Origin of the sequence: Streptomyces sp. PA03-6a (assembly GCF_033792765.1) — a bacterium.
In the GTDB taxonomy this organism is placed as follows: domain Bacteria; phylum Actinomycetota; class Actinomycetes; order Streptomycetales; family Streptomycetaceae; genus Actinacidiphila.
Genome location: NZ_JARAVK010000086.1, coordinates 16,038 through 35,816, shown reverse-complemented (window position 1 = coordinate 35,816; position 19,779 = coordinate 16,038). Strand labels below are relative to the sequence as shown.

Here is a 19,779-nt window from a genome sequence, read left to right as displayed (position 1 = left end):
GACCGTGCCCGCACCGCACCCCCGCTCCACCCCCCTCACCGAGAAGGAAAGGCAGGCTCCATGAACCGGGTGCTCGTGGTCGACGACGAGCCGCAGATCGTGCGCGCTCTCGTGATCAACCTGCGGGCCCGCAAGTACGAGGTCGACGCCGCCCACGACGGCGCGACCGCGCTGCAGCTCGCCGCCGCCCGCCACCCCGACGTCATCGTGCTCGACCTCGGCCTGCCCGACATGGACGGTGTCGAGGTGATCCGCGGACTGCGCGGCTGGACCCGGGTGCCGATCATCGTGCTCTCCGCCCGCCAGGCCTCCGACGAGAAGGTCGAGGCCCTCGACGCGGGCGCCGACGACTACGTCACCAAGCCCTTCGGCATGGACGAGCTGCTGGCCCGGCTGCGCGCCGCCGTCCGCCGCGCCACGCCCGGTGGCCCCGAGGACGGCGCCGCGACCGTGGAGACCGAGTCCTTCACCGTCGACCTCGCCGCCAAGAAGGTCAACCGCGACGGCGCCGACGTCCGGCTCACGCCCACCGAGTGGCACCTGCTGGAGGTCCTGGTCCGCAACACCGGCCGTCTGGTCAGCCAGAAACAGCTGCTCCAGGAGGTCTGGGGCCCGTCCTACGGCACCGAGAGCAACTACCTGCGGGTCTACATGGCGCAGTTGCGGCGCAAGCTGGAGGCCGACCCCGCGCACCCGCGGCACTTCATCACCGAGCCGGGCATGGGCTACCGCTTCGAGAAGTGATCGGTGATCCGTTCACCCGGGCCCGGTACCCTTCCAGGTATGAGTGGTACCACCCGTTCGGACCGGCCTGCCGGCCGCTTCCGCAGGATGCTCGACCGACTGTCCAGCTCCCAGGAGGAGCTGCACTCCGACGAGCTGCGGCAGGACACCGCGGACGTCGGGTGCACCCGGATCTGCGACTGCTCCGATCGCGACATAGTGACCGTGACCGGTACACTACGCGCTGTCACCCTGCGGCCGCGGGCCGGCGTGCCCGCCCTGGAGGCCGAGCTGTTCGACGGTTCCGCACCGCTGGACGTGGTGTGGCTGGGCCGGCGCAGCATCGTCGGCATCGAGCCGGGCCGCAGGATCATCGCGTCGGGGCGGATCTCCATGAACCGCGGCCGTCCGGTGCTGTTCAATCCCAAGTACGAGTTGCGTCCGGTCGGACAGGAGTAGCCGGTGGCGTCGATCGACAAGCGGACCGGGGCACAGCCCACGACCGAGCACGGGCCGGAGCAGGACGCGGCCGCCTCGAAGGCGGCCGCCGACCATGCGCTCCTGGAGGCCTTCGGCGGCGTCTGGGGCATGATCGACACGACGGTGCCCGGCCTCGTCTTCGTCCTGATCTACACGATCAACCGGGACATCCACGTCGCGGCCATCGCCGCCCTGGGCCTGTCGCTGGTGCTGGCACTGGCCCGCCTGGTGCGCCGGCAGACCCTCAAGCACGCCTTCAGCGGCGTCTTCGGCGTCGCCTTCGGTGCGGTGTTCGCGATGATGTCCGGCGACGCGAAGAACTTCTACCTGCCCGGCATGCTCTACACCCTCGGGCTCGCGGTCGCCTACGTGGTCTCCGCGCTGGTGAAGTACCCGCTGATCGGACTGCTGCTCGGCCCGATCCTCAAGGAGAACCTGTCCTGGCGGACGCGGAACCCGGGCCGGCTCGTCGCGTACACCAAGGCCACCTGGGCCTGGGGCGTCATCCTGCTCGTCAAGTCGGCGATCCTCTTCCCGCTCTACTTCTGGGGGAACGCCACCCAGCTCGGCTGGGTCAAGGTCGCCCTCGGCATCCCGCCGTTCCTGCTCTGCGTCTACCTGACCTGGATCTTCCTGGCCAAGGCGCCGCCGCCGATCGACGTGATCGCGGAGATGGAGGAGGCCGAGCGGGCCGAGAAGGCCGAGCGCGCCGCCGAGGAGGCCGCCAACCGCTGAGCCGGCGCCCCGCGCCGACGGCGAACGCACGAGGGGCGGCCGGAACCCACGGGTTCCGGCCGCCCCTCGTCGTACGGCCCGGACGTCCTACGCCCTACGCACCGGCCTCGGCGCTGCGCACCGAGAGCAGGTCCTCCAGCTGCTCCTCGCGGTGCGGGGCCGCGACGAACAGCAGCTCGTCGCCCGCCTCGAGCGCGTCGTCCTTGGACGGGGTGAGCACGCGGTGGCCGCGGATGATCGTGACCAGCGAGGTGTCCTCCGGCCAGGCGACCTCCCCGACCCGGGTGCCCACCAGGGCGGCCTCCTCCGGGAGGGTCAGCTCGACCAGGTTCGCGTCGCCCTGGCTGAAGCGCATCAGCCGGACGAGGTCGCCGACGCTCACCGCCTCCTCCACCAGCGCCGACATCAGGCGCGGGGTGGAGACGGCCACGTCCACGCCCCAGGCCTCGTTGAACAGCCACTCGTTCTTGGGGTTGTTCACCCGCGCGACGACCCGCGGGACGCCGTACTCGGTCTTGGCGAGCAGCGAGACGACCAGATTGACCTTGTCGTCGCCCGTGGCGGCGATCACCACGTTGCAACGCTGCAGCGCGGCCTCGTCCAGCGACGTGATCTCGCAGGCGTCGGCCAGCAGCCACTCGGCCTGGGGCACCCGCTCCACCGAGATCGAGGTCGGGTTCTTGTCGATCAGCAGGACCTCGTGGCCGTTCTCCAGCAGCTCACCCGCGATCGAGCGGCCCACGGCCCCGGCCCCGGCAATGGCGACCCTCATCGGTGCGCCTCCTCGGGCCCCTTGGCGAACGCCGCCTCGACCTGTTCGACCTCGCCCGTGCGCATCATCACATGCACCAGGTCGCCTTCCTGCAGGACCGTCTCCGACGTGGGGAGCATCGCCTCGCCCAGCCGGGTGAGGAACGCCACGCGCACTCCGGTCTCCTCCTGGAGCCTGCTGATCTTGTGGCCCACCCAGGCGGTGTCCGTGTGCACCTCGGCGAGCTGCACACCCCCGCTCGGGTCGCGCCACAGCGGCTCCGCGCCGGACGGCAACAGCCGGCGCAGCATCTGGTCGGCCGTCCAGCGGACGGTGGCGACGGTGGGGATGCCCAGGCGCTGGTACACCTCCGCCCGCCGGGGGTCGTAGATCCGGGCGGCGACGTTCTCGATCCCGAACATCTCCCGGGCCACCCGGGCTGCGATGATGTTGGAATTGTCACCGCTGCTGACGGCCGCGAAGGCGCCCGCCTCCTCGATGCCGGCCTCGCGCAGCGTGTCCTGGTCGAATCCGACCCCGGTCACGCGGCGTCCGCTGAACCCGGAGCCCAGGCGGCGGAACGCCGTCGGGTCCTGGTCGATCACGGCCACTGTATGACCTTGCTGCTCAAGGGAGTGCGCGAGAGTGGAACCCACTCGCCCACACCCCATAATCACGACGTGCACGACCGTCCTTCCGGCTGTCAACAATTCCGGCCGATCCCCCTCAGGGTCTCAGACCGCGCCCAAAGCTACACACGCACGTAAGCCCTTGATAGGTGGGCGGGGGATCGGAAATCTTGACGATCCTCTAACATCGCGGGGTGTCCAAACTGACCGACCTTCCGAAACGGATCCTGATCGGGCGGGCGCTCCGCAGCGACAGGCTCGGAGAGACGCTCCTCCCGAAGAGGCTCGCGCTCCCCGTCTTCGCCTCCGACCCGCTGTCCTCCGTGGCGTACGCGCCCGGAGAGGTGCTCCTGGTCCTGTCGATCGCCGGAGTGTCGGCCTACCACTTCAGCCCCTGGATCGCGGTCGCGGTCGTCGTGCTGATGTTCACCGTCGTCGCCTCGTACCGGCAGAACGTGCACGCCTACCCCTCCGGCGGTGGCGACTACGAGGTCGCGACGACCAACCTCGGCCCGCGCGCCGGGCTCACCGTGGCCAGCGCGCTGCTGGTCGACTACGTCCTCACCGTGGCCGTGTCGGTCGCCTCCGGCGTGGAGAACCTCGGCTCCGCCGTGCCGTTCTTCGTCGAGCACAAGGTGCTGGGCGCCATCGGCATGATCGTCCTGCTCATGCTGATGAACCTGCGCGGCGTGCGTGAATCGGGCACGATCTTCGCCATCCCCACCTACGCCTTCGTCTTCGGCGTCTTCTGCATGCTGGCCTGGGGGATCTTCCGGATCGCGAGCGGCGACGAGATGCACGCGCCGACCGCCGGCTACACGATCAAAGCCGAGCACACCGGACTCGCGAGCTTCGCGCTCGTCTTCCTCCTGCTGCGCGCCTTCTCCTCCGGCTGTGCCGCGCTCACCGGCGTCGAGGCGATCAGCAACGGCGTGCCCGCCTTCCGCAAGCCGAAGTCCAAGAACGCCGCGACGACCCTGGCGCTGATGGGCGTCCTCGCCGTGACCATGTTCTGCGGCATCATCGCGCTCGCCCTCAACACCAACGTGCGCATGGCCGAGAACCCGGCCGCCGACCTGCTGGTGAACGGCAAGCCGGTCGGCCCCGGCTACACCCAGGACCCGGTGATCGCCCAGGTCGCCTCCGCCGTCTTCGGCGACGGGTCGATCCCCTTCATCTTCCTGGCCGGGGCCACGGCGCTGGTGCTGTTCCTGGCCGCCAACACCGCGTACAACGGCTTCCCCGTGCTCGGCTCGATCCTCGCCCAGGACCGCTACCTGCCGCGCCAGCTGCACACCCGCGGCGACCGGCTCGCCTTCAGCAACGGCATCGTGCTGCTCGCCGCCTTCGCGTGCGTGCTGGTCTACATCTACGGGGCCGACTCGACGCGGCTGATCCAGCTGTACATCGTCGGCGTCTTCGTCTCCTTCACGCTCAGCCAGATCGGCATGGTCCGGCACTGGAACCGGCACCTGGCGACCGAGACCGACCCCGCCGTGCGCCGCCACATGGTCCGCTCCCGGGCGATCAACACCTTCGGCGCCTTCTTCACCGGGCTCGTCCTCGTCGTCGTGCTGCTGACCAAGTTCACGCACGGCGCCTGGGTCGCCGTCCTGGGCATGGTCCTCTTCTACGGCATGATGACGGCCATCCGGCGCCACTACGACCGGGTCTCCAGCGAACTCGCGGCCGCAGAGGAGCGCAGCGAGGAGGAGGTCAAGCCCTCCCGCGTGCACTCCATCGTCCTGGTCTCCAAGGTGCACAAGCCGACCCTTCGGGCCCTGTCGTACGCCAAGCTCTTCCGGTCGGACACCCTGGAGGCGCTCAGCATCAACGTGGACCCGGCCGACACCAAGGCGCTGCAGGCCGAGTGGCACCGCCGCGGCATCGAGGTGCCGCTGAAGGTGCTGGACTCGCCGTACCGCGAGATCACCCGGCCGATCATCGACTACGTCAAGAGCCTGCGCCGCAGCAGCCCGCGCGACGTCGTGTCGATCTTCATCCCGGAGTACGTGGTCGGCCACTGGTACGAGCACCTGCTGCACAACCAGAGCGCGCTGCGGCTCAAGGGCCGGCTGCTGTTCACCCCCGGCGTCATGGTGACCTCCGTGCCCTGGCAGCTGGAGTCCTCCGAGCGCGCCAAGCAGCGGGCCCGCAAGGGCGCCGAGTGGAACGCGCCGGGCTCCGTGCGCCGCGGCGAGGCGGGGCCGTCCAAGCGGCGCCGGGAGCCCAGCGGGCGGGCGTGAACCCGGGGCGGCGGCGGGCCGTAGACTGGTGAGCTGCCGTCCTTCCCCGCCCCCTGCCCCCAGGAGCCTGTTCCGTCATGCAGCACCGTACGAAGGCCCCTGAGGCCGACGCCCTCGTCGGCGAGCGCTACGAGGTCGAGGTCGGCCCGGTGGCGCACGGCGGCCACTGCATCGCGAGGACGGTCCTGCCGGGCCACGACCGGCCGCAGGTGATCTTCGTCCGGCACACGCTCCCCGGCGAGCGGGTCATCGCCGAGATCACCGAGGGCGGCCCGGACTCGCGCTTCCTGCGCGCCGACGCCGTGGAGGTCCTGGAGGCCTCCCCGGACCGCGTGGAGGCGCCCTGCCCGTTCTCCGGCCCCGGCAAGTGCGGCGGCTGCGACTGGCAGCACGCCGCCCCCGGCGCGCAGCGGCGGCTCAAGGTGCAGGTGATCACCGAGCAGCTGCAGCGGCTCGCCCACCTCACCCCCGAGGAGGCCGGCTGGGACGGCACCGTGGAGCCCGCCCCGGGCGACAAGGTCGCCAAGGGTGAGGTCCCGGCCTGGCGCACCCGCGTCCAGTACGCGGTCGACACCGAGGGCCACGCGGGGCTGCGCCGCCACCGCTCGCACGAGGTCGAGCGCATCGACCGCTGCCTGATCGCCGCTCCCGGCGTCTCCGAGCTGGGCGTGGAGTCCCGCGACTGGTCCGGCATCGCCTCGGTCGAGGCCATCGCCGCCACCGGCTCCTCCGACCGCCAGGTGATCCTCACCCCCCGCCCCGGCGGCCGGCTGCCCCTGGTCGAGCTGGACCGTCCCGTCTCCGTCCTGCGCGTCGACGAGCAGGACGGCGTCCACCGCGTGCACGGCCGCGGCTTCGTGCGTGAGCGCGCGATCGACCGCACCTGGCGCGTCGGCTCCGGCGGCTTCTGGCAGGTCCACCCGCAGGCCCCCGGGCTCCTGGTCGAGGCCGTCATGCAGGGCCTCATGCCGCGCAAGGGCGAGACCGCACTGGACCTCTACTGCGGCGTGGGCCTGTTCGCGGGCGCCCTCGCCGAGCGGGTCGGCGAGACCGGCGCGGTGCTCGGCATCGAGTCCGGCAAGCGCGCCGTGGAGGACGCCCGGCACAACCTGGCCGACTTCGACCGCGTCCGCATCGAGCAGGGCAAGGTCGAGTCCGTACTGCCGCGCACCGGGATCACCGAGGCCGACCTCGTCGTCCTCGACCCGCCCCGCACCGGCGCCGGCCGCGCCACCGTGGAGCACGTCGCCTCCCTCGGCCCCCGCCGCATCGCCTACGTCGCCTGCGACCCCGCCGCCCTCGCCCGCGACCTCGGCTACTTCGCCGCGGCCGGGTACGCCCCGCGGCGTATGCGTGCGTTCGACCTCTTCCCGATGACGCACCACGTGGAGTGCGTGGCCATCCTGGAACCGGTGCGAGAGGCCGTCTGAGCGGACGACGTGCCCCGGCCCACGTCGAGGCCGGCAGGAGGGTGACAACACCCTGGTCTTCGCCGAGTGTTGACCCGCGGCCGCCCCGACGGCGGTTTGCCGCGACCGTGTTGTTGGTTAGGGTGGGCCGCACGGGCTGATGGCTCCCGCGAGGGCCACGCCGGATACGACGGGGGGTCGTTGGTGGGGAGTTGGCGCCGGCAGGAGCCGCAGGCCGGAGCGGGCCAGGACGCCGGCCCGGCTCCGTTCGTGCTCGACGTGCTGGTCATCGTGCCCGGTCGAGCCGTGCGCAACCCGTGCGACTGACGATCCCGGCCGGGTCGGCGGCCGGCAGCGAGGTGCGTCGCATCCGCCGGACGGTCCGTGACGACGTGCGGGGCGCCCGGATCGACCGTCACCACGTAGGGGCCCGCGGCGCGGGTCCGGACCACCCGGTGGGCGGGTGAACCGCCGGCCGGGGCCCGCGGTGCTGCCTCCGTCGCTGCGTGGGTGGCTCGGGCCGATCGCGGCCCTCGCCGCGCTGATGGTCCTTGCGCTCGGGGTCCTGTATGCGGGCGACAGCGAGCCCAGCACGGTGGACGCGCGGATCATGGCGGCAGTGGACGGTGTGCGGGCGCCGTGGCGGAACGTCGCTCTGGCCACGGACTTCTTGGGGGAGCCCGGGGGAGCGGTGATGCTGCTCGTGGCCACCGTGACGGGCTGCCTGCTACTTCGGCGTCCTCGCGCGGCGGTGCTCGTCGTCGCGGGCGCCGGCCTGACCGTGGGGACGACGACGCTGCTCAAGTCCGTGGTGGGTCGCACCATCCACGGCGCGAACCTGTCCTACCCGAGCGGGCACACCGCCTTCGCCACCGCGCTCGCCCTCGCGGTGGCGCTGCTCGCCGCCGACCGGCTCGGCCTCCGCAGGGCAGGCGGCACGTCACTCGTGCTCGCCGCGGCGCTGGTCGCCGGCGCTGCCATGGGCTGGGCGCAGGTCACCCTGGGCGCGCACTACCCGACCGACGCCCTCGGCGGTGGGTGCACCGCGCTGGCCGTGGTACCGGCGACCGCCTGGCTGGTCGACCGGATGGCCGACCGGCTGGGCGACGGGACGGCCGACGGGGCGGCCGGTGAGATGGCCGACGCCGGTCGGCTGGAGCGTCGCTGACGCTCCGTCACGCCAGGCGGCGGAACACGGGTTTCACCGGTCGTCCGGTAAGCCAGGGGGTGGGGTCGGCGGCGTCCAGTGCCTTCCTGTACACCGCGCATGCCCGGGCCACCACGTCGACGGTGTGATCGATGTCGGCGTCGCTGAGCGCGCTGCTCACCACGAACGACGGGGCCAGCACCCCGCCGGCGAGGAGCCGGTGCAGGAACAGGGTGCGGTACTCCTGCGAGGGCTGCAGCTTCTCGTCGAGGGTGGCGAAGACCAGGTTGCTGGGCCGGCCCCGGACGACGATGTGGTCGCCGACGCCCATGGCGGCCGCGGCGTCGCGGACACCGGCGGCCAACCGCTCGCCCAGGGTGTGCAGCCGCGCGGTGACGCCCTCTTCGACGTAGGTGGTGAGCACGGCCATCGCGGCTGCCAGGGAGTGCGTCTCCGCACCGTGCGTGGTGGACAGCAGGAACACCCGGTCGCCGGAGTGCCGCAGCCCGCCCCGCTCCATCAGATCGCGGCGCCCGGCCAGCGCGGAGACGGCGAATCCGTTGCCCAGCGCCTTGCCGAACGTGGAGAGGTCGGGGACGACGCCGTACAGGCCCTGGGCGCCCGCCTCGGACCAGCGGAAGCCGGTGATCATCTCATCGAAGATCAGTACGCAGCCGTGCCGGTCGGCCAGCTCGCGCAGGCCGGCGAGGTACCCCGGCGGCGGCTCGGTGTGGGTGGCGGGTTCGAGGATCAGACAGGCGACCTCGTCCCGGTACCGGGTGAGCAGCTCCTCCGTGGCGGCCAGGTCCCCGTAAGGGAACGCCACGGTGAGCTCGTTGGACGCCGCCGGGACACCGGCGGACATCGGCGTGGTGCCGATGAACCAGTCGTCGACGGAGAAGAACGGATGGTCGGCGCAGAGGGCCACCCGCGGGCGCCCGGTGGCGGCGCGGGCGAGGCGCACCGCGGCGGTGGTGGCGTCCGAGCCGTTCTTGGCGAACTTCACCATCTCGGCGGTCGGCACCGTGGCCAGGAAGCGTTCCGCGGCTTCGACCTCCACGATGGACGGCCGCACGAAGTTGCTGCCGCGGTCGAGTTCCCGGCGCACCGCCTCGATCACGCGTGGGTGGGCGTGGCCGAGGCTGACCGACCGCAGGCCGGAGCCGTACTCGACGTAGCGGTTGCCGTCGACGTCCCACACGTGGGCACCGTGGCCGTGACTGATGACCGGGGCCAGGTTCTCGGGGTACTGGTCGTCGCCCTTGGCGTAGGTGTGCGCGCCCCCGGGGATCATGGCGTGCAGCCGCTCGTTCGCCATCTGCGACCGGGGCAGGAGGAACTCTCCGGTGTCTTCGGTGTACACGACGACCTCAACCTTCCAGGTGCTTGAGGACCTCGGCGAGGCTCGGCGCCTCCCGGTCCCGCTGGGACATCGATGTGACCGGCAGCGGCCAGGCAATGGCGAGCTCCGGGTCGTCGAAGGCGATCGTCACGTCCTCGGCCGGATCGTGCGGGCGGTCGATCCGGTACGAGGTGTCGGCGGTGTCGGTCAGCGCCTGGAAGCCGTGCGCGCACCCCGCCGGGATGTAGAGGGTCACCTGCGTCTGGCCGGACAGCTCGAAGGTGGCCCGGTTGCGGTACGTCGGCGAGTCCGGCCGCAGGTCCACGACGACGTCGAAGATCCTCCCGTACGAGCACCGCACCAGCTTGGCCTCGCCGGCGCCGGAGCGCAGGTGCAGGCCGCGCAGCACGCCCCGGACCGAGCGGGACAGGCTGTCCTGGACGAAGGAGTCCGGGTCGAGTCCCACCGAGCGGACCACGTCGGCGTCGAAGGTGCGGCAGAAGAAGCCGCGTTCGTCGGCGTACGGCGTCGGTTCGAAGAGGTACGCGCCGGTGATCTCCGGGACTTGGGTCGCCTTCATGGGGCCTTCCGCGAGGTGTGGGTGTGGCCGGCCGCGGGGAACAGGGCCGCGGTCAGGGAGTGGAACTGGTGCTGGAGTCGCAGGGCGGCGGCCAGGTTCCGCTCGGTGAGGGTCCGCCGCAGCTCGGCCGAACGCTTCTCCAGCGCACGGAACTGTTCGAGCAGCCGGTCGGCGTCGACCTCGCGCGCCGGGTGGCAGTACGCGCCGAGGCCCATCTCCGCCATGAGCGCGTCGCTCTTCGCCGCGTAGCTGAGGGCGAGCACCGGCGTACCGGTCTTCAGCGCGCAGATCAGGTTGTGGTAGCGAACCGCCACCACGGTGTCGGCAGCCGCCATCTCCTTCATCAGGTCGGCCAGTGAGGACGGCTCGGCGGCGGTGACCAGCGGCGAGTCCACCGCGTCGAGGATCGCGGCGACCACCGACGTGTCGCACTCGTCACCGGTGAGCAGCCGGACGGCCCGGTCCTCCTCGACGAGCGCGCGGACGAACCGGATCGTCCCGTCGAGGTAGCGCCGGTGTATCTCGTCGGCCCGGGCGCGATCGTCGTTGCCGCCGTGGAAGTCCATGACGCCGACGCAGACCGGGCCCGGCGGCGCCGGCGGGACTGAGAGCTTGTCGGGTCCGCCCGACTGCGGCGTCGGCAGGGCGAACGCGAGGTCCGGGTAGACCTCGTCGCGCGCGGTGTCCACGCCCATCGCCCGCATCGCGTCGCGGGACTGCGCGTCCCGGTACGACCGGTAGGCGGCCAGCCGCGCCGACCAGCGCACCAGGGCCCGGGTCGGCCGGTCGCCGATCGCCGCGGCGCCGACGCTGACCAGCGCCACCCGGGTGCGCAGCAACCGGCCACCGGCGCAGAGCAGGAACAGCGAGTACGGGAAGCCCCACGGCCGCAGCGGCAGCGTGGCCTCCAGGACGCCCATGCCCGGGACGATCACCACGTCGTGCCGGCGCACCCAGGCGGCGGTGCGGAAGACGTCGACGAGTTTGCCCAGGCCCTTCCCCGCGACCGCGCCCGCACGCGAGGCGGTCCGGTACTCCCCGCGGTACCAGTGCAGCCGCGTCGCGGGGATCCCGAACCGGGTCGTCACGGCCTCGGGACCGCCGCACAGCGCGTCCACGACCGCGTCCGGGTGTTCGGCGCGCAGGTACCCGAGCACGGCCTCGAGCGATCCGTCGTTGCCGAGGTTGCCCGAGCCGAGCAGGCCGAACATCCCGACGCGCACCGGGGCCCCGGCCGCGGCCGTCATGCCCGCCTCCCCTCACGGCCGGCGACGAGGGCGTCGACGGAGACGGTGAGCCGGTCCGGGTCGACCGGGGCGCGGTCCTCGACCCGCTCGCCGGCGCCCGGCCGGACCCGGCTGGTCATCCACGCGGACAGGTGCCGGTAGCACGCGCGCCGGTCGGCCGGGGACAACGGCGCCCGCCGGATCGCCGCGACGAAGCCCCACACGTACTCGGCGAGCAGCCGGGGCGTCGGGTGCAGCAAGCCGGCCCGGCGCGGGTCCAGGTTGACGCACCGGGAGCGCTTGGACGGGTTCGCCCGCTCGGCGCGGGTGGGGTGGTCGCGGCGGAAGTACAGCAGCTCCGGCACCTGGTGGAAGGGGCCGTGCAGGCCGATCTCGGCGACGAACGTGCGGTCCGCGTGGTGGTAGCTGTCGTGCGGCTTCACCCGGCGCAGCACGTCGGCCCGCATCACCCCGTAGAAGTCGTCGCCGCCGGGCTCGAACAGCATGCTGCGGAATCGCTCCGGCGCGTGCGGCGAGTCGGTGGCGAGCGTGTACTCGTACGGGACCTTCACCTTGCCGTCGGCGTCGATGACCGCCTGGTCGGCGTGCGCGAGGATCACGTCCGGCCGTTCGTCCAGCGCCTCCACGCAGCGCCGCAGCAGGTCCCGGGCGTACAGGTCGTCGTGCGAGGCCCACTTGAACAGCTCGCCGCGGCACTCGGTGAACACGTGGTTGTGGTTCGGGGCGGCGCCGATGTTCCGGGGCAGCCGGAGGTAGCGGATGCGTGAGTCCTGCGCGAGGTAACTGCGGCAGATGTCCTGCGTCCCGTCGGTCGAGGCGTTGTCGGAGATGACCAGCTCGAAGTCCTCGTAGGTCTGGCCGAGCAGGGCGTCGAGCGACTCGGCCAGGTACTCCTCGCCGTTGTACACGGGCAGGCCGATGCTCAGCCTGGGTTGGGCGGTCATGAGGTCCTCACTTCGGGGATGGGATCGCGGTGGTGCTCGCGCAGGGCGGACCGCAGTTGCAGCCACCACACGGCCGAGCCGCTGACGGTCGCGGCGGCGACGCCCCAGGCCGAGCCGACCGTGCCGGCGGCGGCCGCCCCGCCGAGCCCGCCGCCGACGTAGCAGGCGGAGGCGAACAGCTGGCAGCGCAGACTGCGCCGGGCCGCGCCGAGCGCGCGCAGCCCGGCTGCCGCGCCGGTGCCGAGACCCGCGCCGGCGACGCCGAGGGTGACCGGCACGATGAGCTGCGAGGCGGAGTGCCAGACTCCGCCGAGCACCAGCTCGCCGAGCCGGCCGGGGATCAGCAGCAGCGCCGAGCCCCAGAGCAGAGCGGCGGCGGCCTGCCCCCCGCCCAGCAGGAGGCAGAACGTGCCGAGCCGGTGCGGGGCCCGCCGTAGCACCCGGGCCGCCTCCGGGACGGTGACCAGCGAAAGCCCCATGAGCACCGCCAGGAACGGGCCGAGCAGGAGCTCTGCGCCCCGCACCGCACCCACCGCGCTCACCCCGACGATCGCGCCGAGCCCGTACGCCCGCAGTTGACTCGCACCGCTGAGGCTGACGTTCTCGACCAGGTACCGGTAGCCGAGGTCGCGCTGCTCGCGGAGCCACCCGCGCGCTTCGGTCAGCCGGGGCCGGATGCCGGACTGGAGGTAGCCGTAACCGGCCGCCACCGTGGCGGACGCGCCCCAGGCGAGCACGAAGGCCGCCACGCTGCCCGCTCGGGCCGCCACCACCATGGCCGGGACGAGGGCGACACCCCATACGACGTCGTTGACGAACGCCTTCCGCCCGGTGCCGGCGGCGAAGAACGCGAACCGCCAGGCGTCCTGGAGCAGCAGCCCCGGCAACGCGACACCAAGGGCGGCGAACGCGGGCCCCACCCGGCCGCCGAGACCGAGCCCGGCCACCAGGCACGCCGCGCCGATGGCCGCACCGACGCCGAGTGCGGTACCCGTCGACCGGGCCACCGCCCCGCGCCAGGACGCGTCCGGTACGCCGCTGAAGCGCACCACGAGCGGATCGGTGGCCAGCCCGCGGGAGACGTTGAGCACCACGCCGTACGTCACCCAGGCGAGGCTGAACACGCCGAACGCGGTCACCCCCAGCGAGCGGGCCACGTAGACGCCCACCACGAAGTTGCTCACGCTGGAGGCCGCCTGGTCGGCCAGTCCCCAGGACAGCCGGCCGACCAGGGCCCGTCTGGCGGACCCGGCCGGTGGCGCCGTCATCCGCGGATTCTCCCCCTCGGTGGTCATCGGTGTCATGCCTTGATCAGCCCGGCGTCGTGCAGGGCGCCGGCCGCGGCGGCGACGGTGTCGAACGGCAGCCCGGACCGCTCGGCGACGTCCAGCAGACTGCGCTCGCCGTCGGAGAGGCTGAGCACCCAGAGCATGGCCATCTGTGCCTGCTGCGCGTCGCTGCGGCCGCCGAGCGAGTCGTACAACCCGCGCCGGCCCAGCTGTGGCTCGCCGTAGGGGCTGAGGTTGACGTACCGCCGGTTGCGGTCGAGCACGGCGAACGCCTCGCGGCAGACCGCGAGGGTGTCCGCCATCGCCTCCGGGGAGACGAAGTCCGGGTTGTCCGCCGAGGTGTGGTACTCGGGGTACCCGGCGTACGGGGTCCGGCTGAGCGATCCCACGCCGAGGTCGAACCCGGGCGAGCAGTACTGCCGCTCGTCGTAGCCGTACGGGGTGAACTCCTTGACGTGGTGCGGCCGTTCGGAGGTGGCCAGGACATGCCGCATGACCCGGTCGATCTCCGCGTCGCCGCGTCTGCTCTGCTTGTACGTCAGCCGGCCCGGGTCGCCGGCGCAGGCCAGCACGAGCCCGTGCTTGACCCGGTCCACCCGCTCCGCGTTGCGGGCCAGCCAGGTGATCGCCCCGATGGTGCCGGGCGCGTAGATGAACCGGTAGGTGTAGTACGGCGTCCCCTGTGCCAGCGCGCGGGCCAGGAACGTCGCCACCGCGATGCCGGCGAGGTTGTCGTTGGCCAGCGACGGGTGGCAGACGTGGCAGGAGACGATCACCTCGTCGGGGACCTGCCCCGGGACCACGTGCTCGGCGTAGGTGAGGTGACCGTCCGCGAGCGTGGAGTCGATACGGACCTCGTACTCGCCGTCCGGCAGCCCGTCCAGGGTCTCCTGCGCCAGGCAGAATCCCCATTCCGGCTTGTAGTAGCTGGTGCGGTACGGCACCCAGGCCGGGTGCTCCGGCAGGGTGTGCAGATGCGAGCGCAGCTCGGTCAGCGGCATGGTCGCCGACACCGGCACGCTGTAGCCGAGCACGTGCAGGCTCGACGCGGCGAAGTCGACGACCCGGTTGCCGTCGGCGTCGGCGACGTACGCGTCACGGATGTTCCACTCCTGCGGCACCGTCCAGTCGAGCACCTGCGTGCCGGTCGGCACCTCGTGCACCTGCAGCGGGACGTACTCGCCGACGATCTCCAGGGTGGCGCGCACACCGTCGCCGGTGATGCTGCGGCACAGCGGGTACAGCCGCTCCACCAGCGCGTGCATCTCCTCGCCGACTGCGGTCATCGGCGCCACCGCAGGGTGTCGTCGACCTCGCCGGCGTCGGACGCCGCGCGCAGCACGGCGAGCCGGGTGAAGCGCTGCTCGAAGTCCTCCCGGGTCAGGTCGAACTTCCGGTAGGCATCGGCGAGTTCGAGCGCGCCCTGCTTGACCGTCCACTCGCAGTCGAAGCCGGGGATCGCGGCGCGGAACCGGGAGAAGTCCACCCGGTACGACCGCGGGTCGGCACCGGTCTCGCCCGTGATCACCACCTTCGCGCCGGACACCGCCTCGGCGACCTGCTCGGCGATCTCGGCGACCGTGACGTTGTTGACCTCGCTGCCGATGTTGAACGCGCGGTCGTGCACCGCCTCGCGCGGCGCGGTCAGCGCGGCCGTGAAGGCCCGTGCGATGTCGGCGGCGTGCACCAGCGGGCGCCATGGGGTGCCGTCGGACAGCACGAGGACCTCGCCGGACAGGAGTGCGTGGCCCACCAGGTTGTTCAGCACGATGTCGGCGCGCAGCCGGGGCGAGTAGCCGAAGGCGGTGGCGTTGCGCATGAACACCGGGGTGAAGTCGCCGTCGGCCAGCTCGTGCAGGTCGTCCTCCACGCGCACCTTGGACTCCGCGTACGGCGTCACCGGGCGCAGCGGGGCGTCCTCGGTCACCAGGTTGTCGCCGCCGGCGGCGCCGTAGACGGAGCAGGTCGACGCGTACAGGAAGCGCCGCACCCCGGCGTCGCGGGCCAGCCGGGCCAGGTGCACGGAGGCCTGGTGGTTGATGTCGTAGGTGAGTTCCGGCGCCAGCGATCCCAGCGGGTCGTTGGAGAGCGCGGCCAGGTGGATCACGGCGTCCACCCCGGCCACGTGGTCGGCCGTGACGTCGCGCAGGTCCACCCGGTGCCCCGACGGGTCCGCGGGCGCCGGGCCCAGCACGCAGTCGGCGAACAGGCCGGCGTCGAGACCGACGACCTCGTGCCCGGCGGCCGCCAGGACCGGGGCCATCACGGTGCCCAGGTAGCCCTGGTGTCCGGTCAGCAGTACGCGCAAGGTTCATTCCCCCAGGTCGAGAGTGAGTTTGGTGACGGCGAACGCCTCGGCGTAGCGCGCGTGGCATTCGATGCCGCGGATCCGCGCAAGGCCGAGGAAGGCTTCCCGGTCGTACCAGGGCCGGTGCCGCTGCGAGGGGTAGTGCTCCTGCAGCAGCCGCACCTTCTGCTCGGCGGTCTCCGGCGACAGCGGCTGGTACGCCGACGGCCGGCCGAGGTCGCCGTCCCACTTGACGATCTCGTAGCCGAGCACGAGGTGGTCGCGGAACGCGGTGGGCAGCAACTGCGCCAGGCCGCGGTGGTCCTGGTGCGCGTCATCGGTACGCGGCGCGAGGATCAGATCCGGCTCGGTCCGCTCGCGCAGCTCCTCGACCGCGGCCTTGGCCTCCTCCCAGTGCGCGGGCAGCCGGCCGTCCGGCAGCTTGAGCACGGTCAGCCGCAGGTCGGCACCGGGGCAGAAGGCGGCGAGCGCGGCCTGCTCCTCCTGCTCCCGCTCGCTGCCGCCGCCGGAGAGCACCAGCGCGTCGACGCGGATGCCCGGCCGCGCGCGGCACAGGGTCAGCAGCGTGCCGCCGGCGCCGATGGCGATGTCGTCGCAGTGCGCGCCCACCGCGACGATCCGGTCCGGGTGCCCGGCGCTGAGCCGGATCATGCGGTCCTCATTCCGGCGCCCTGTTCCCACACGGCCCACGGGCGGTCGCCCCTGGCGTAGGCGTCGTCGAGCGCGGCCCGCTCCTTCACGGTGTCGGTCGGCTTCCAGAAGCCGCGGTGCCGGTGTGCCACCAGCCGGCCGCGCTTGGCCAGTTGGGCGCATCCGTCGGCGACCAGGTCCCCGTTCTCCGGTATGTGGTCGAAGACCTCTTGCCGGAGCACGAAGTAGCCGCCGTTCTCCCACATCGGCAGGTCGCTCACCGCGGTGATGCCCCCCACCAGGCCGTCCTCGCCCAACTCCACGCAGTGGAAGGAGGACTGGGGTGGCACCACCATCATCGACGCCCCTGCGTCGCGCGCGGCGAACCGGTCGATCATCTCCGGCAGCGGGGCGTCGGTGAGCACGTCGGCGTAGTTGGCGAGGAACATCTCGTCACCGTCCAGGTGGTGCCGCACCCGGCGCAGCCGCTCCCCGATCGGGGACTCGATGCCGGTCTGCGCGAACGTGATCGTCCAGTCGGCGATGTCGGTGGACAGCAGCTCGGTCCTGCCGCCCCGCAGCACGAAGTCGTTGGACGTCGTCTCCTCGTAGTTGAGGAAGAAGTTCTTGATGTGGTGCGCCCCGTACCCGAGGCACAGGATGAACTCCTTGTGCCCGAAGTGCGCGTAGTAGCGCATGACGTGCCAGATCAGCGGACGCGGGCCGACCATCGCCATCGGCTTGGGCACGTCGTCGGAGACGCCGTTGCGCATCCGCATCCCGTAACCGCCGCAGAACAGGACGACCTTCATGACTCGACCTCGACAATGCTCAGTTCCGGGATGGGAAAGACAAGGCGGCCGCCCCAGTCGTGCACGAAGGACAGCTGCTCGACCAGCTCGGCCCGCAGGTTCCACGGGAGGACGAGGACCCAGTCGGGTTTGTCGGCGGCTATCTGCTCGGGCGGCAGGATCGGGATGCGGGTGCCCGGGGTGAACCTGCCGTGCTTGTAGGGGTTGCGGTCGACCGTGTAGGCGAGCAGGTCGGGCCGGATGCCGCAGTGGTTGAGCAGGGTGTTGCCCTTGCCCGGGGCGCCGTAGCCGACGACCGTCTCGCCGCGTTCGGCCGCCTCGACGAGGAACCGCAGGAGGTCCCGGCGCACCTTGGCCACCCGGGCGGAGAACTCGGTGTACCCCGACAACTCCTGCAGCCCGGCGGCCTTCTCCTGGGCCAGCACGTCGGCCACCCGCTGCGTCGGCTCGCCGGCCACCTCGGACGGCCGGGCCCACAGCCGGATCGAGCCGCCGTGCGTGGGCAGCAGCTCGACGTCCACGAGCGTGAGTCCGCCGCTGGCCAGCGCCCGGATCGCGGACGCGACCGTGTAGTACTGGAAGTGCTCGTGGTAGATCGTGTCGTACTGGTTCTCCTCGATCAGCGTCAGCAGGTGCTGCACCTCGATGGAGACCCAGCCGTCGTCGGCGACCAGGGCGCGCAGCCCCTGGGTGAACCCGACGACGTCGGGGATGTGCGCGTACACGTTGTTGGCCACGACCAGGTCCGCCGGGCCGTGCTCCGCGCGGACGGCCGCGCCGGTCTCCGGGCTCAGGAACTCCGTGAGCGTGGGTACGCCCGCGCCCCGCGCCGCGCCGCCGACGTTCACCGACGGCTCGATGCCGAGGCAGCGGATCCCCCGGTCCACCACGTGCTTCAGCAGGTACCCGTCGTTGCTCGCGACCTCGACCACGAAGGCTTCGGGGCCCAGACCCAGCCGCTTCACGGCACCGGCGACGAACGTGCGCGCGTGCTCCACCCAGGAGGTGGAGTAGGAGGAGAAGTACGCGTACTCCTTGAACGTCTCCTCCGGCGTGATCAGCGGCGGGATCTGCGCGAGCCAGCAGTCGGTGCAGACCCGCAGGTGCAGCGGGTACGCCGGTTCCGGTCGGTCGAGTTGGTCCGCGGCGAGGAAGCTCTCGCACGGCGGGGTCGCCCCCAGGTCGACGACGCTCGCCAGCGCCGTCGAGCCGCAGAGTCGGCATCGTGTCATCTACTGCCCCCATCCCTGCCCGCGCGGGTGTCCCCACCGCGAGCCAGCGTTTCCGTTCCTGCCGGCGGCGCGCTGTCCCCGCCGCCGGACCGAGCCGCGATCGCGGCCCGGTACCCCTCCACCAGACGCTCCAGCCCGACGGCCGGACTGAAACCCTGCTCGTAACGGCGCCGGGCCGCCTGGCCCATCTCCCGGTTGCCGGCCGGATCGGCCGTGATCCGGCGCAGGCACGACGCGAGCGAGGCGGCCTCGCCCGGCTGGTGCAGCAGCCCGGTCACCCCGTCCTCGACGAGTTCGACGAAGGCGCCGTGACCGGCCGCGACGGCCGGGACCCCCGCCGCCATGGCTTCCGCGACCACCAGGCCGAACGTCTCCAGGGCCATCGAGGGAGCCACCACGGCGACCGACCGCGCGACGAGCTGCCGGCACTCTGCCGGGTCAAGCAGGCCGACGTACCGCACGTCGTCCCGGCCCGCCGCCCAGGTGGTCACGTCCCGCTCCAGCGGCCCCGCGCCGGCGATCACGAGCGGCACGCCCACACCGCCGCTCGCTGCGATCTCGTCCCACGCGGCCATGAGCAGGTGCACGCCCTTGCTCTCCGCGAGCCGGCCGAGAAAGAGCAGTTGCTCGCCGACGCCGGCCCGGCAGGCGCCCGGGTCGGGCACGAAGTTGTGCTTCACCGCCAGCCGCTCGGGCGGCATGCCGGACCGCACCAGGACGTCGCGCTGGGCCGCGGAGATGCAGAAGAACCGGTCCACGCCGGACCACCACCGGCGCCGGTTGACCGACAGGCTGACCGCGAGCGGCACCGTCGCCAGCCGGGAGTTCCGGTAGCAGCCGTGCCGGACGGCGGGCAGCGGCGCCGCCGACCCGACGCACTCGGTGCACAGCCGGCCGTCCCGCTGCAGCGTGCCGGGCGGGCAGACCTGGGTGTAGTTGTGCAGCGTGGCGACGACGGGCACGCCGGCGTCGGCGCAGGCGGCCAGCACCGCGGGCGACAGGAGCGGGAAGACGTTGTGGACGTGCACCACGTCCGGCCGCTCGGTGCGAAGCCGGCCGGCGAGCTCCGCGCGGACCGCCGGATTCCATGGCACCAGCAGCGGCACCGCGACCTTGCCCAGCAGGGACCGGGTGGCGATGTCGTCGCTGCGGCGCTCGAACACCTCGACCCGGTGGCCGGCTTCGCGCAGCAGCCCCACCTCCTCATCGACGACCCTGTTCTCCCCGCTCGGCTGCGCCGAGGAGTAGCGGTTGTGCACCACGAGGACGTGCATG

The 19,779-nt window shown here is 72.3% G+C and carries 20 protein-coding genes; 7 read left to right on the top strand and 13 right to left on the bottom strand.

All coding sequences use genetic code 11. The annotated features are described in order from the left end of the window. The first annotated feature begins 60 nt into the window (after positions 1-60). The 3 genes from PV350_RS21380 to PV350_RS21370 are packed head-to-tail and all read left to right on the top strand — an operon-like array spanning position 61 to position 1,938. Complete coding sequence (locus PV350_RS21380) at positions 61-744, top strand: response regulator transcription factor KdpE (protein WP_499514516.1); 684 nt, start codon at positions 61-63, stop codon at positions 742-744. A gap of 39 nt (positions 745-783) precedes the next feature. After that, positions 784-1,182, top strand: a complete 399-nt coding sequence (locus PV350_RS21375; protein WP_499514517.1) for an OB-fold nucleic acid binding domain-containing protein — start codon at positions 784-786, stop codon at positions 1,180-1,182. A gap of 3 nt (positions 1,183-1,185) precedes the next feature. Further along, positions 1,186-1,938 carry a DUF3159 domain-containing protein gene (locus PV350_RS21370; RefSeq protein WP_500335417.1) on the top strand — a complete coding sequence of 251 codons (753 nt, stop codon included), beginning with the start codon at positions 1,186-1,188 and terminating at the stop codon, positions 1,936-1,938. A gap of 94 nt (positions 1,939-2,032) precedes the next feature. Here the strand turns inward: PV350_RS21370 and PV350_RS21365 are convergent, their stop codons facing one another. After that, positions 2,033-2,710, bottom strand: a complete 678-nt coding sequence (locus PV350_RS21365; RefSeq protein WP_499514519.1) for a potassium channel family protein — start codon at positions 2,708-2,710, stop codon at positions 2,033-2,035. Beyond that, entirely contained in the window at positions 2,707-3,375 is a 669-nt protein-coding gene (locus PV350_RS21360) for a potassium channel family protein (RefSeq protein WP_026251763.1), read from the bottom strand. Before PV350_RS21360 ends, PV350_RS21365 begins: the two co-directional genes overlap by 4 nt. Before the next feature lie 137 nt (positions 3,376-3,512). Here PV350_RS21360 and PV350_RS21355 point away from each other — a divergent pair, with 137 nt between their 5' ends. The 4 genes from PV350_RS21355 to PV350_RS21340 all read left to right on the top strand — a co-directional run bounded on the left by PV350_RS21355 (position 3,513) and on the right by PV350_RS21340 (position 8,141). Beyond that, positions 3,513-5,564 carry an APC family permease gene (locus PV350_RS21355; RefSeq protein ID WP_499514520.1) on the top strand — a complete coding sequence of 684 codons (2,052 nt, stop codon included), beginning with the start codon at positions 3,513-3,515 and terminating at the stop codon, positions 5,562-5,564. 77 nt (positions 5,565-5,641) lie between these two features. Further along, a complete protein-coding gene (locus PV350_RS21350) occupies positions 5,642-6,994 on the top strand; it encodes a class I SAM-dependent RNA methyltransferase (RefSeq protein ID WP_500335415.1) in 1,353 nt (450 codons plus the stop codon). Positions 6,995-7,177: 183 nt separating this feature from the next. Next, positions 7,178-7,300, top strand: a complete 123-nt coding sequence (locus PV350_RS21345) for a hypothetical protein (RefSeq protein WP_499514522.1) — start codon at positions 7,178-7,180, stop codon at positions 7,298-7,300. A gap of 136 nt (positions 7,301-7,436) precedes the next feature. Further along, positions 7,437-8,141, top strand: a complete 705-nt coding sequence (locus PV350_RS21340; protein ID WP_500335413.1) for a phosphatase PAP2 family protein — start codon at positions 7,437-7,439, stop codon at positions 8,139-8,141. A 7-nt stretch (positions 8,142-8,148) separates the two neighbouring features. Here the strand turns inward: PV350_RS21340 and PV350_RS21335 are convergent, their stop codons facing one another. The 11 genes from PV350_RS21335 to PV350_RS21285 are packed head-to-tail and all read right to left on the bottom strand — an operon-like array spanning position 8,149 to position 19,778. Beyond that, positions 8,149-9,483 (bottom strand): glutamate-1-semialdehyde 2,1-aminomutase, encoded by a 1,335-nt coding sequence (locus tag PV350_RS21335; protein WP_499514524.1) that lies wholly within the window; start codon positions 9,481-9,483, stop codon positions 8,149-8,151. A gap of 7 nt (positions 9,484-9,490) precedes the next feature. Further along, positions 9,491-10,042, bottom strand: a complete 552-nt coding sequence (gene rfbC, locus PV350_RS21330; RefSeq protein WP_499514525.1) for a dTDP-4-dehydrorhamnose 3,5-epimerase — start codon at positions 10,040-10,042, stop codon at positions 9,491-9,493. Continuing rightward, positions 10,039-11,289 (bottom strand): polysaccharide pyruvyl transferase family protein, encoded by a 1,251-nt coding sequence (locus tag PV350_RS21325; protein WP_500335411.1) that lies wholly within the window; start codon positions 11,287-11,289, stop codon positions 10,039-10,041. The genes rfbC and PV350_RS21325 overlap by 4 nt, the downstream gene beginning before the upstream one ends. After that, the gene (locus PV350_RS21320; RefSeq protein ID WP_499514527.1) at positions 11,286-12,233 is read right to left on the bottom strand and encodes a glycosyltransferase family 2 protein; all 948 of its coding nucleotides are present in this window, start codon (positions 12,231-12,233) and stop codon (positions 11,286-11,288) included. Before PV350_RS21320 ends, PV350_RS21325 begins: the two co-directional genes overlap by 4 nt. Continuing rightward, positions 12,230-13,537, bottom strand: coding sequence for a hypothetical protein (locus PV350_RS21315; RefSeq protein ID WP_499514528.1), 1,308 nt, complete (start codon positions 13,535-13,537; stop codon positions 12,230-12,232). The genes PV350_RS21320 and PV350_RS21315 overlap by 4 nt, the downstream gene beginning before the upstream one ends. Continuing rightward, on the bottom strand, positions 13,534-14,817 hold the full coding sequence (locus PV350_RS21310; protein WP_500335410.1) for a DUF4910 domain-containing protein: 1,284 nt from the start codon (positions 14,815-14,817) through the stop codon (positions 13,534-13,536). The genes PV350_RS21315 and PV350_RS21310 overlap by 4 nt, the downstream gene beginning before the upstream one ends. Beyond that, on the bottom strand, positions 14,805-15,830 hold the full coding sequence (locus PV350_RS21305) for an NAD-dependent epimerase/dehydratase family protein (protein WP_500335408.1): 1,026 nt from the start codon (positions 15,828-15,830) through the stop codon (positions 14,805-14,807). The genes PV350_RS21310 and PV350_RS21305 overlap by 13 nt, the downstream gene beginning before the upstream one ends. Before the next feature lie 3 nt (positions 15,831-15,833). Beyond that, on the bottom strand, positions 15,834-16,481 hold the full coding sequence (locus PV350_RS21300; protein WP_499514531.1) for a PIG-L deacetylase family protein: 648 nt from the start codon (positions 16,479-16,481) through the stop codon (positions 15,834-15,836). Further along, positions 16,478-17,272, bottom strand: coding sequence for a sugar phosphate nucleotidyltransferase (locus tag PV350_RS21295; RefSeq protein WP_499514532.1), 795 nt, complete (start codon positions 17,270-17,272; stop codon positions 16,478-16,480). The genes PV350_RS21300 and PV350_RS21295 overlap by 4 nt, the downstream gene beginning before the upstream one ends. After that, complete coding sequence (locus PV350_RS21290; RefSeq protein WP_500335406.1) at positions 17,269-18,504, bottom strand: class I SAM-dependent methyltransferase; 1,236 nt, start codon at positions 18,502-18,504, stop codon at positions 17,269-17,271. The genes PV350_RS21295 and PV350_RS21290 overlap by 4 nt, the downstream gene beginning before the upstream one ends. After that, positions 18,501-19,778, bottom strand: coding sequence for a glycosyltransferase (locus tag PV350_RS21285; protein ID WP_499514534.1), 1,278 nt, complete (start codon positions 19,776-19,778; stop codon positions 18,501-18,503). The genes PV350_RS21290 and PV350_RS21285 overlap by 4 nt, the downstream gene beginning before the upstream one ends. Between the last annotated feature and the right edge of the window lies 1 nt (position 19,779).